General features: G+C 52.2%; 10 protein-coding genes and 1 pseudogene. 1 reads left to right on the top strand and 10 read right to left on the bottom strand.

What is annotated here, in order from left to right; translation table 11 throughout:
- Positions 1 to 11 precede the first annotated feature (11 nt).
- The 5 genes and pseudogenes from PYL13_RS23700 to PYL13_RS23680 all read right to left on the bottom strand — a co-directional run bounded on the left by PYL13_RS23700 (position 12) and on the right by PYL13_RS23680 (position 4,619).
- Positions 12 to 341: a hypothetical protein gene (locus PYL13_RS23700; protein WP_275643519.1), complete on the bottom strand. Its 330-nt coding sequence runs from the start codon at positions 339 to 341 to the stop codon at positions 12 to 14.
- 240 nt (positions 342 to 581) lie between these two features.
- Positions 582 to 2,183, bottom strand: a complete 1,602-nt coding sequence (locus PYL13_RS23695) for a GMC family oxidoreductase (protein ID WP_275643518.1) — start codon at positions 2,181 to 2,183, stop codon at positions 582 to 584.
- A gap of 222 nt (positions 2,184 to 2,405) precedes the next feature.
- Entirely contained in the window at positions 2,406 to 3,182 is a 777-nt protein-coding gene (locus PYL13_RS23690; protein ID WP_275643504.1) for an alpha/beta fold hydrolase, read from the bottom strand.
- Between the two features lie 307 nt (positions 3,183 to 3,489).
- Positions 3,490 to 4,182, bottom strand: a pseudogene (locus tag PYL13_RS23685) (amidohydrolase).
- Between the two features lie 191 nt (positions 4,183 to 4,373).
- On the bottom strand, positions 4,374 to 4,619 hold the full coding sequence (locus PYL13_RS23680) for a hypothetical protein (protein WP_275643517.1): 246 nt from the start codon (positions 4,617 to 4,619) through the stop codon (positions 4,374 to 4,376).
- A gap of 176 nt (positions 4,620 to 4,795) precedes the next feature.
- On the opposite strand from PYL13_RS23680, the gene PYL13_RS23675 reads away from it, so the two are divergent.
- The gene (locus tag PYL13_RS23675; protein WP_275643516.1) at positions 4,796 to 5,875 is read left to right on the top strand and encodes a helix-turn-helix domain-containing protein; all 1,080 of its coding nucleotides are present in this window, start codon (positions 4,796 to 4,798) and stop codon (positions 5,873 to 5,875) included.
- 24 nt (positions 5,876 to 5,899) lie between these two features.
- Here the strand turns inward: PYL13_RS23675 and PYL13_RS23670 are convergent, their stop codons facing one another.
- From PYL13_RS23670 to PYL13_RS23650, 5 genes are all read right to left on the bottom strand, one after another.
- The gene (locus PYL13_RS23670) at positions 5,900 to 6,271 is read right to left on the bottom strand and encodes a hypothetical protein (RefSeq protein WP_275643515.1); all 372 of its coding nucleotides are present in this window, start codon (positions 6,269 to 6,271) and stop codon (positions 5,900 to 5,902) included.
- On the bottom strand, positions 6,268 to 7,128 hold the full coding sequence (locus PYL13_RS23665; RefSeq protein ID WP_275643514.1) for an extradiol ring-cleavage dioxygenase: 861 nt from the start codon (positions 7,126 to 7,128) through the stop codon (positions 6,268 to 6,270). The genes PYL13_RS23670 and PYL13_RS23665 overlap by 4 nt, the downstream gene beginning before the upstream one ends.
- 256 nt (positions 7,129 to 7,384) lie before the next feature.
- On the bottom strand, positions 7,385 to 8,125 hold the full coding sequence (locus PYL13_RS23660; protein ID WP_275643513.1) for a response regulator: 741 nt from the start codon (positions 8,123 to 8,125) through the stop codon (positions 7,385 to 7,387).
- 790 nt (positions 8,126 to 8,915) lie between these two features.
- A complete protein-coding gene (locus PYL13_RS23655; protein ID WP_275643512.1) occupies positions 8,916 to 11,441 on the bottom strand; it encodes a two-component system VirA-like sensor kinase in 2,526 nt (841 codons plus the stop codon).
- Positions 11,398 to 12,426: a cytochrome-c peroxidase gene (locus tag PYL13_RS23650; protein ID WP_275643511.1), complete on the bottom strand. Its 1,029-nt coding sequence runs from the start codon at positions 12,424 to 12,426 to the stop codon at positions 11,398 to 11,400. The genes PYL13_RS23655 and PYL13_RS23650 overlap by 44 nt, the downstream gene beginning before the upstream one ends.
- Between the last annotated feature and the right edge of the window lie 96 nt (positions 12,427 to 12,522).

Raw genomic sequence — 12,522 nt, 5'->3', positions numbered from 1 at the left:
CGCGCAGAACATTATCGATGGCACAGAATCAAATATAAAACGGCCATGATGCTCAGCAGAGATAAGGCTGCCGCGCCGATCGTGTATAGTTGTCGGAATTCATCTGGTTCGCCATCGGAAGAATGGAATGACTGTTCATTACGTTGACTCACATCCAACGCAACAGGCAAATCAGGAGCGCATTTGGCTCCAATTTTCTCCCCGGATTTATCAAATAACCGATCTTGATAATCCCAAGATATCAGCGCTTTCCTGCGTCTCTTGGATCGCTTTGTATTGAGGTCTTCAGGTCTGTCACTACTTGGCGCTTTTTCAGCATAGTCCTCGGGTCCAAATCCCATTCCCTCATCTCCGTCGCGTGAGAGACTAGAATTTCATGGCCTCTTTTCAGCCGAGTTACATTTCATTACTCATGTCTTATAAATGAAACATGCCCAATTATTTGAAAGGTCTGCTCACACAGGGTGGCGAAGGTCGTCTCACTCTTACTGAGGGGTCACAACAAGGCGGCGTTGCCACTAGCACCCATCAATACGACGCAGCTTACAGGCTCTGAGTAGCCTGTAAGCCAGTCTTAAAGGTCAGGACGAAATTCCGTTATCCGCCTTTAACATGTCTGCCGCACGCTCGCCGACCACCACACATGGAGCCATCAAGTTGCCGACGGGTATTCTCGGCATAACCGAGGCGTCGGCAATGCGCAGATTTTTGACACCATACACACGCAGGCGTGAATCAACGACTGACATGGCATCTCGTCCCATTTTGGCCGTACACGACTGGTGCCAATACGTGACGGCGGAGTTGCGTATAAAGTTCTCCATACTTGCACGGTCGCGTATGGCGGGAATGACTTCCCGCTTGATCAAGGACCGAAAACGATCACTATTGCCCAATTCCCTGCACAATTCGATAGTGCGAAAGGCTGTGTCCATGTCCTGAGGATCGCTCAGTGAGTTGGGTGTAACAATAATCGGGTCGTCGGGTTGCGGGCCGGACAGGTGAACGCGTCCACGGCTCTTGGGCTGGGCAAGCCCGGCGAACATCGTCCAACCATGTTCAGGCGCTTGCAATCCTACCTCAGGTGGCGGCGGCACTGCGAATTCCAGCTGGCACTGCACAATATCAGGCGCAGGCAAGCGCGCGTCGCTCTTTGCATAGAGCACTGCTTCGCAGCCGCCACCACCGACCAATTGAGGTTTCAGATATTCCCAGGTGCAGCCGAAGGCTATGTGGTCCTGATGGTTTTCCCCAACCCCCGGAAGACCTTGGACGATAGGAATACCGTGGCGTCGCAATTCATTTGCAGGTCCTATACCGGATTGCATAAGCACTTTGGGCGTGTGTACCGCCCCAAGTGATAGAACCACTTCGCGATCCGCACCGAAGCGCAAAATCTTATCACCAACCATGGCTTCTACGCCGACGGCTGTCTTGCCTGAAAAAATGATCCGAGTGACAAGCGCGCCCGTCAAGACCGTGAGGTTTGGCTGATCCATGATCGGTTGCGTATAAGAACGAAAAATAGACTGCCGCTTGTTGTCACGGATTCGCAACTCAGCAATGGCGGCTCCGCCGTCACCCTCCATCATCTCGCCATTGGCGCTTTCAAATTTCGCGATGCCGAGATCCTTCGCGGCGTCAATCGTGATTTCCGCAAGCGGCTGAGGGGAATGGGGTTGTGCAACATATACCGGTCCACCCGCCCCCCGTCGTGTCGGATCGGCTTTACCCTGCCAATCTTCAATTCGACGGTAATAGTTCAGAATAGAATCGTATCCCCAGTCCGGATCACCTGTCTCATCAGCAAAATAGTCCCAGTCAGCCTTGTGACCGCGGGCCCATACCATCACATTGATACTAGACCCACCGCCGAGTACCTTGCCCATGTTCAAGGGAAGACGACGACCATTAAGGTGTGGTGAGGGCTCGCCTTCGAATGCCCAGTCGTGCGATGAACCAAGATTAAGCGGCCATTGTGCCGGGTCTGAAATCGAAGGCGCGTTGTCGTCGCCACCAGCCTCCATAAGAAGGACCTGAACGTTTCTGTCCTGGGCCAGTCGAGCGGCAACCACAGAGCCGCTAGAGCCAGCTCCGCAGATGATAAAATCGAAATGGGTACGAAATTTGGTGCGATGAGCCCGTGATTCCGGACCGTCGCGGTCTGTTGTGGCGTGTTCCATAAGTCACCTTGTATGTTGAATTACATGTGTTGTTGCGCCGAGCGCAATGCTCCACCGATCTATGTCGGGAGCCGCGTTAGACAGAGATTTCAGCTTGTGGTCCGTCAGTTTCATTTGAAGTGAACGGGCCGAACTCGTCTGGAAAATGTTGCATTGGTGTTTTCAAGCGAGTGCATTTTTGCACTCGCTTGATGTTTCTGTTGTCAGTTTGCTTTGTTGTTGTCAGTTGGCTTTGTTCTGGATTGTCTTGGCGGCCTCATCGATCGTGTCTGCGACAACCTTTGGCTGCGTCATGAACAGCGCATGGCTGGCTGAGACCTTGGTAATCTTCGCCTTGATCCGCTCAGCCATGTGAATGAGCATCGCCTGATCAAAGGCCTTGTCTTCCGTGGCAATGACAGCCCAGCTGGGCTTGGTGCGCCAGGCAGCATTTTTGAGCTTTGTGCCAAACACCTCCAGATTGATAGGAACCTGGGAGTCGCGCATGAAGGCAGCATCTTCATCACTGACATCATGGGCAAACCCGGCTTTGAATTTCTCGGGGCTGACAAAACCGAAGCCATCATCAGCCTTGTCGATGACAAATTCGGAGGCTGGGGCAAAACCCTCATATTGCTGGCCGGTCGTTTCACCAGCATCTGGCGACAGGGCCGACACATACACCAGGCCAGCGACATTGGCGTGAATGCCTGCTTCCGTGATGACGGTACCGCCCCAGGAGTGACCGACAAGAATGGTTGGGCCGTCCTGACGGTCGAGTGCGCGGTTTGTCGCGGCAACATCGTCGTCAAGAGAAGTCAGGGGGTTCTGGACAATCGTTACCTTGTAGCCACGCTGGGTGAGCTGATCGTAAACGCCGCGCCATCCCGAACCGTCTGCGAATGCACCGTGGACGAGGACGACATTCTTGACGGGCTGGGCTGCTGATACTGAAGTTGACTGTCCTGCGGCGGCGATAGCGATAGCGGCGGCAGCTGTGAGGAATTTGTTGTCGGTCATCTGCATCACTCCGTTGTTATGCGATAACTATTATCGCGATAACTATATAAAACCAGACATCAGCAGGACAGTCAACTCCTTTTTTTCGAGACGGGTTTATTGGCGCTCGCAAGTGCGGCTGGTTATGATGTTACCGCCGCGCCGTAATGTTGTTTTGTCGTGCACAGACTACGACAAAATCGTTTCTCTTCAGATAGTTGGATGGCATTTGCAACAATGCCATCTATTTAGATGCAAGCATGGGCTTACGCGTGCCCCTCGCCACCTGCTCGAAAATCAGCAGGATATTGAGCTGCGCACCACGCTGTCATTCATCATGGGAGAGAATTGTCTCAACGAGGCGAACCCAGTAACTCACGCCGAACGGGATGACGTCATCGTTAAAATCGTACGCGGGATTATGTAATCCCGGCGTATCGCCGTTTCCTATGATTATGAAAGCACCCGGTCTGCTTTGAGCGCGATGACAAGGTGGGAGGCGACCACAACGGGATCAATGGAGAGATGTGGTTGGCCAGCATGCCCGCCACGACCGTGAACAACGATATCAAAAGTGTCGGCAGCAGCCAGAATTGCTCCTGTCCGGATTGCAAAATATCCAACAGGAAGCATGGGCTCGTTATGCATCCCAAACACACGTTCTATGTTAAACCTCTCCATGAGCCCGTCCTTGACCATGGCAAGCGCCCCAGCGCCACCTTCCTCAGCTGGCTGAAAGATAACAGCCACTGCACCTCGAAAATTGAGCGTTCCACTGAGATAACGAGTGGCTCCGAGGAGCATGGCCATGTGACCATCGTGCCCGCAGGAATGCGCACGACCGGATATCCTCGACGCCCAGGATTTGCCGCTTCGTTCAAGGATCGGCAGGGCATCCATATCTGCCCGCAACCCGATGACCGGCCCCTCGCCCAACGTGCCTTTGTAGCCCCACAACCCCGGTTTCGCCGATACCAGTCTCAATCACATCGCAACCGAATTGCGAGAGTTTGTCAGTGATGAAACGGGCAGTCGCATGGACGTCGTAGAGAACTTCCGGGTTCTGGTGGAGATGTCGCCGCCAAGCAATCACGTCATCACCCACCTCGCAAATACCGTGCGCAAGCAGCATCTTGAAAATCCTATGTCTTGAATAATGATAGACCACCATGCTGATCGCACACTCGCCATCAGCACATTCGAGCCGGGTGGTCAGTCGTTGTGATCTGGATCCAATGGAGCCACCTTGTCTTGACCGTCCGTCAGGCGGCCGTCGATTTGCAAATGCGGAAAATCGCACTCGTCAGCCAACGGGTAATAAGGAGAGAAGTAGTAGGCTACACTGCCAATACCGACGATTTGTTTGAGAAACGAAAACACTCTGCTGGCGCGCTTGAGAAGCGCAGAGTACAGCGGGCTAAGCCACGAAATGGTTCCTGAAGAAACACTCAACTTCATGACAAATCTCCCGCCTTTAGGCCGCCTTAGGAAGCCTGCAGGTTGGCGAGGTGAGGTTTCGCTTTCGTATCAGCGAAGGGTGTGTTGACTACAAATGGAATAGATTGCCAATTCCAACACTTCTTGCATATTTTCCATATTTTACTATATCTAATGTTCAATGAGTGGGTAAGTACGTGAAAGATATTCTGACTACGGCGGACGCTGCGGAGTTATTAGGTGTTTCTGTGCGAACTGCCCAGTTATGGGTAGAAAGCGGTCAATTGCCGTCTTGGAAAACACCAGGCGGACACAGACGAATTCCCCGCCAGGCGGTTCTGGATCTGATTGATGATCCCCATTCCGATGATGTTCGGGTTTCAGCCCGGGGTGTGGTTGTCGCAGCTCAAGGTCGCGGTGCCCACTGGCAGCTGACCGGCCTTCCAGGATCGGGCTTGCTCCTGGATGTCGTGGAAGATGTCGAGGCCTTGTCCAAGTTGATCGCGGTCATCCCTCCTATGCTGATTATCGTTGAAAACGCAGATGAACCTGATCGAAAGCGGCTCGTAACCGCACTCGGCAACGATGTTCGCTACAGACAAACGCTTATCCTCAGTGCAACCGAAGCCGACGTTAATCATCCAGCGACGCGGATGTCCCGGCGGGTACAAGTGAAGATGTCGAGTGACGTCTCGCAGATGAGCGCAGCGGTCGTGGATTATCTGCGATCTACCAAGCCAGCTGATAATTTGCCCGCCGGCTTTCCAACGCCCTGGAATGAACGTGCGCGTCTGGACGCAGTGAAGCAGTCCGAGTTGCTTCAATCGGCACCCGACACGAGCTTTGATCGCCTTGTACGCTTGGCAGCCGACGTCACACATGCTCCTGTCGCAATGTTCACTTTGATCACCAAGGACGCACAGTGGTTCAAATCGCGAATAGGGTTTGAGGGAGAACAGACACCTCGAGACTGGGCATTCTGTAACAGTACGCTCATGGCAAACAAATTTACGGTGATAGAAGACCTTTCGAGAGTTGAGATATTCGAGGGCAATCCGGCGCTTGCAGCGCCATTTGGTTTTCGATTTTACGCGGGCGCTCCCGTTCGCGACAAATTCGACTTTGCGCTTGGCTCAATATGCGTCATCGACGTTGTACCGCGTACCTTGGCCCCTTCTGAGTTCGAAGCGCTGACAACTATAGCCGAGGCAACGACCAACTTAATTCGCGTGCGCGCCCAACAACGAGAAGAGCAAAACGCGTATTCTGCGATCTGAGCAGGACACAAACGTCGGCAGCGCTTACGTGGCCACGGATGGGTAGGTGAGGCCCTGCCAATGCGCCAACTTACCCGCAAATTCCCGCTGAAATGATAGCGGTCCCGACCTCGCGGCATATGGCTCGTCGTAGATGCCTATGAAAAGAGTGAGATTGAGAAAAAAATGTGCTCCCATCTCAAACAAAGCCACGAAGTCATGTGCGGTGAGCGCGTTGCGCTCATCTGCCGTCAAGCTCATAACTGTCGATTCCTCAGCTGAATTTGAGAGCAGGGTCGCACCGATCGTTTGTTCCCAGCGTGCGACAAGGCCATGTGGATCGATGGTATACTGCCGCAACAAAGCGGGATCACGGTCCACCATGAAGAGAAACTTGTTGACGAAGTATTTGCTCACGCGGCAGGCTCCTTTGGATACCAGGTAAAATATGCTTCCATTGTGTGAAACAGATCGAGATTGTCGATGTAGTCAGCACATTCCGCACCGGCGACCCCAAGCATCAGTATAAAATTCAGAAAACCGTGCGTCGCATTTCCGCTTTTTTGCATACTCTCGTGGCTGACATTTCGAAGTAACGCTTCGACATCACCATTACGCAGCCACTCAATAGCTTGCCGGTCAAATATCGGATCCGGGCCGGTCTCCGTGAATTGACGAGGTCCACCCAACTCTAGGGAAAGATGGCCCGTACCGATTGCTGCGACCCTTTTCGAAGATGGAAACTCCTCGATCGCTCGGCGAATAGCCTGCCCAAGATCATAAAACCGTCTGACTGACGGTAAGGGTGGTGCAAAGATATTGGTGTACATTGGCACAATGGGCAGGTCGTTCTGGGGCCGTAAAGTAATGATCGGGCAAACGATCGAGTGGTCGATCTTCAGTTCATTGGAAAATGCAAAGTCGAAGTTCTGATCAAGCAATGACTGGTGCATGAACGCCGACATAGCCTCATCGCCCTGCAACATATATTTCGGCAGGCCGAATTCGCGCTCTTCGTTATAAAATGTCGCGTCATACCTTGGGGCCTTGCCGATCAGAAATTGCGGACAATTATCCAGAAAAATCTGATGAAAATGGTCAGATCCGACCATGACGAGGATATCAGGCTGCGCGCGTGCCAAAGTCTCGCGATACGCTTCAACTTTGAGTCTCCATTCCCGCGCCTGAGGCATCTGCTCCTCGACAGGCGCTGTGGTCGCTCTAAGATAAAATGGGTGGTGAGTGGATGCCAGTGTGGCAACTAGTTTAGCCAATGCCCTGCTCCTAAATAAACAGATAGGGTTAAGTCGGGCCAGACTGAAGCATTGAGAATGCCAGTGCGATTTAACCTACCCGAACTGTAAGGTTTGCATCAGCTTTCGTAGGCAGGAATGCTTTCGCGGTTGTTTCAGATATGCATGTTTCTGTTGCGGGTGTAACAGTTAGTCGGGACGCGCGGTGACAGCCGCGCGCCGTATTTCGAGGACATTCTCGTCCTTGATCGCTTCATGACACTGCAGGGAGCGACACCTATGCTCTGCCGACCATCCTGCTAGCCGCGCCTCTGTACGTCGCGGTTACATCCGCATCAAACATGTAACCGGCGCCCCTCTCTGTCTTGATTAACGCTGGCTGAGAAGGATCCTTCTCCAGCTTTCGGCGTAATCTCAGGATCAGAACATCGATACTCCTATCGAACACTTCTTCATTGTAAATTCGGCTTGCCGAAAGGAGCTGCTCACGTGACAGGACCTGACGCGGCGACCGCAGAAAAGCTGTCAAAAGGTTGAACTCACCTGCCGTCAGCTTCACTTCTTGTTCGCCGCAATACATCAGCTTACGAAGCTTGATGTTGAGCTCCCATTCGTTGAATGAATATATTTTCTTGTCTTTATTGACTTCTATGGCAGGTTTTTCACGCAACGATGATCGAACGCGTGCCAACAACTCCCGCGTGCCAAAGGGCTTGGTGATGTAGTCGACAGCTCCCAGTTCCAGACCAACGACTTTGTCAGCCTCTTCAAGTCTGTCTCCGCTTATGATTATAATCGGGTAATCAGACGTGCTTGATAGCTTTCGAACGATGTCGAGACCGTCTTCGTTTCCCAAATTTAGATCGACGATGATTAGGTCAATCGGGTCTGTGCTCAGAACTCTGGCAAGGTCCTGGCTTCCGCTGAGAACAGTTACCCGAAAGGCATGCTGTGAAAGGTAGTCCTTCAACAAGCTGCGCATGGCGGAATCGTCGTCTATCACCAATATGTGTTTCACGGCGCGGCTCCAATCTCCGCAAGGCAAATGACGGCTAATTGCTCGTCTCGACCTAAAACGTTGCAGTCCATGGGTCTTCGGTTCGGGACGGATTGTTTTGACCGGGACGTGTCCACTATCAGATCCTCGGCCCTTGCAGACCCGCAAGCCATTCGATGGCAGTGGCCCAGGAGGCGTTTCAGCAAATCATACACTTTGAGTTTCCTTTTTTGACCTGTCAAAAAGTTACGTCTATCGAAGGTTGAAATTACCGTAAATATCATTTGTATCAATTTTATCATTTTGTAAAGCGCCCTTGAAGTTATTAGTTGTTCTGGTTTCGCGTTCCGCGGTGATATTTTTGGGCGGGGTATGTGCTCTCCCTCCTGAGTTTCGGGCTCATGTCCGGAAGCTGGTGAAGGATTGCAAATGCAACATTGCAAAGGGGTCCCAGCCAAGGATCGTTGAGACCGGCACGGTGAGCGGTTGCCTGTTCACTGATCGCTGATTTTTGAGTTTGGTGCTTTTGTAGAGGGGGAGCCAAAGCTAACTGATGTTAGGACACCGCAAATAAATGCCCTTACAAGAAGGAGACGTCAGCAATGTTTTTCGTTCGAAGCATCGACAGGCAACGAGAAAGGCAATAGCTAAGCCACTGAAAGGACCACAATATATCCTTCTTTGGCTTCATAAATCCATGAAACGCCATCCGACAACGAGGATGTGTTTTGTCGAAAGCCAGTTCGAGCAGCACAGGCTTTAAGGCTCAGTCATTGATGACCGTGGCTGCCCGACAATATTAAGTACCCTGTCATATGGAACGGGTCAGACTGTCGAAAATGGCATTTGCCAACGAAGCGGAACTGAACGGGGTTTTCAATATCCTCGATCGAAGGTGAGAAAGTTCCGGGGTAAGTTCGAGGGTTCTGTCGCCCAGCAACAACATTCTCCCCTGCCCAAACACAGTTTCAATGTGACCAAGATCAGCCTTGGCGATAACGCATTTTTGATTGAAAATAGCGACATCGGCACGCATACCGCGATCAAGCTCCCTGCGCAAACCGACCATGTCGGTGTAACCAATCGGCTCGTAGCCTAATGCGGCGACCTTCTCCTCATAGAGTTCCCGCAGCATCTTGTCCTCCTCAACAATAATCACCTGCTCCCCATTTCCGGTCGGCACCGCGCGCTCATTAAAGAAACTGTCTATCGGTAGCGGCGCTTTGGCTGTGGACGGAAAATAAAGCGAAAACTCAGTGCCTTTGGCGCTTTCACTTTCCACGTTGATGCAACCACCCAAAGCACTGACTATTCCGTGGACGGCAGAAAGGCCAAGACCCGAACCACCAGAACTGGAATTCGTGGTAAAAAATGGCTCAAATATATGGGGCATTACATGGTCTGGGATACCAGGCCCCTCATCTTTGACCGAAAGACAGACATATGCACCTGGCGCAATTTCGCCATGGGACAAAGCCTTTGTGCGAGCGACATCGAAAGTTTGAACCTCGATTTTCACTCTTTGCCCACGAGCCGATGCCTGACTGGCGTTTTTGCACAAGTTCATAACCAGCTGGTGGATCTCCACCGGATTGCCTTCGATAACGGCCGACGTTTGGCAAAGGTACCAGTCCAGCACAACCTTGTTGCCCAAGGTAACCTGCAAGAGAGGTAGGATGTCGGCAATGGCATCAGCAACATCAAATGGTTTGACAATGCGCTCGCGCTTGCGGCTGAAAGTCAAAATCTGATCCACGATATGTTTCGCCCGCGCCCCGCTCTTGAGTATTTCCTCGACATAATTGCGTGTCGCTGACGGTTTTCGAAGAAGCTGAACTGCCATCTCACCGTATCCGAGAATTGCGCCTAAGACATTGTTGAATTCGTGCGCAATGCCTCCAGCCAAAGTCCCGACGGCCTCCAGGCGTTGTGCGTGCTGCAGCCGCGTTTCGAGCCCGTCGCGCTCCTGACGTCCCTTAATTGTCTCGATGAATTCCATGAATGTCTTTAATGTCGCCAGCAACAGGTGCATCTCATCTGTCGTGAAGTGCGCGCGTGCATTGTCGAGCGCAAGAACAAGTACCGCAATGTCATGTTCACCCACTTCAGCACCAACAACCAGATGGCAAATGTTCCTGTCGCGGACATCAAATAGGCTACCCAATCTCATAGAGTGGCAGCAGGATGTCTTGTCGTAGAAGCGAAATGTCGGAGCGCCTTTCTGGCGAATATGATTGCGGGTGAAATCCTTCAGGATAGCCCTGCTTTCACTGCTGTCTGAAAACTGGTGTGCGTCCCTCAGTTCGGACCGATCGGAGTTGTAGATGGCAAAACTGGTGCGATGAGCACCAAAAATGGTTGAGATCCGGGCCAGAGCGCGATCCATGAAGTCAGGGAATCTTGAAGGACAGCAATCAACCATATCGTCTTTGATATCCGCTATGACTTGCTCATAGTGCAGTCGTCGCTTGAGACGGGTCGTTTGTGCACGAAGTCGATAGACAAGAACACAAATATAGACGGACAGAAAGGACGCTATGATCCCGAGCATAATGCGGCTGGTAGACGCTCGCGACGACGCATCGGCCGCAATGCTTACGTACTTTGACTGAAGTTTTTCCGCACGAAGTGGTGTTGGCGATGCCTGGATAGCTGCGATCTTGGAATCAACCCGCGGCAACACGGCAAGGATCATCTTTGCGTGCACAATCACGGTACCAAAACTTTTCAAGACCGGAGCTGCGGTGTCGAATTCGGGCAAGTGGGACAGCCTTGCCTGGATCAGGGACTGGAGGCTTTCGTCAGGCCTTGTTGAAAACCGCATCATGAGGTTTCCAAGGTCGCTTGCACGGGCCAGCGCACGTTTGATCACCTCGTTGTCGGATTCGTGTAAAGTCGTCAGTGTCTGGCCAAACACACTAATCGAGTTTTGCAAAAGAGCGTTGCGTGTCTTGAACCCTTCAACCAAGACCTCATCTGAATCTATGCCTTTGGCCAAGTCCGTCAGCAGCTGGTGTAATTCGTCGTCATCATTGAAGGGCGGGGTTTTCAGAAGCTCGGTCAGTTCGCTAATGGTACGCCTGAGATTTGAAACAGAATGGACGAGCGCGTCATATGACGGCAATAATCCTGCTCTGGCGCGCAGCACGTCGCGCTGCAAGGACGCATGATTGACATCAACTGCCCTCAAGTTCTGCATAACGGCTTCATGGACAGCACGCCCAGGATCTCTGCCTGCTACCACAAGCGCCAGAATGATTGCCGATATCGTCAGGATCCCGATTGGGAGGATTTCACCGAGACTCGTCAGTGACAGCCGTCGAGAGACGCTTACCATTATAAACCCCGGTCAAACTTTTCAGGAAAGCTTCTAAAGCTGCAATATCTTCGTCGTTGAGCTGGCGACCTAACTGGCTCTCCCCCATGATCGCGATCGCCTCCCGCAACGTTTCGGTTCGACCATCATGAAAGTAAGGCGCGGTGACCTCCACGTTGCGCAGACTTGGCACGCGAAAGACGTTCTCTTCTTTATCGTGGCGCTGCAGCCGCTTTTCCAGATCTTCAGGCTCATGCAAGGAGCGCGCATCCGGATCCCCGAAAACGCCAAATATCTGGAACATGTTGCCACCGATGTTGGAGCCTTGATGACAAGACACGCAGCCATACTCCATAAACAATTTCAGGCCCTGTTTCTGGATCGGAGAAAGAGCCTGCTGATTGCCTTCAAGGTACTGATCAAACGACGAATCCGGGGTAACGAGTGACAGCTGGTATGCCACCAGAGCATCTAGAACGTTTTCGCGGTCTGCCTGCCGTCCATATTGCGCTGCAAAAACCTCGATGTAACTTTTTTGCCCATTGAGCCTTGAAAGCAAATCAGGCCATTCAATCGCCATCAGATTTGGATCATGAAGAATGGTCTCGTTCTGCACCGGTAAAGACGTAAACCTGCCCCGCCAACCCAACCGGTAATTGTTGCCTACGTTAAATATCGTGGGCGCGTTGAACTGGTGCACTTTCCCTTGGTATCCAACCGTTCTGGAAAGACGGATCGTGCCACCTGTTTGCAGATTGTGACAGGTACTGCATGACATCGCATTCTGCCCCGACAGAACAGGGTCGTGAAAGAGACGTCGGCCAAGCGAAATCTTACTTGGATCAAGAACCGGCGGAGGTGGCAGCGGCGCCAAAGCCTCTTGATGGCCCGGATAAGGCTCCAGGCTCGCCGCAAATGTCGTGACAACACTGCACGATATTACAGCCGCCATCGCCAGAAGTTGGACGTATCGTGTTACCGGGAAGCGACGGCGTACTTCATCCATACAGCGTTTCGCTCCCCACGGCTCAACTTTGAAATGACAATCGTGCTCACTACCAAGGAATGACTAGCCTCCTAGAGCACTTCCAGTAAGGATATC

The sequence above is a fragment of the Agrobacterium sp. Azo12 genome (genome assembly GCF_029193765.2).
Classification (GTDB): Bacteria; Pseudomonadota; Alphaproteobacteria; order Rhizobiales; family Rhizobiaceae; genus Agrobacterium.
Note: the sequence above shows the minus strand (reverse complement) of the source record. Positions and strands in the feature narration are given on the sequence as shown.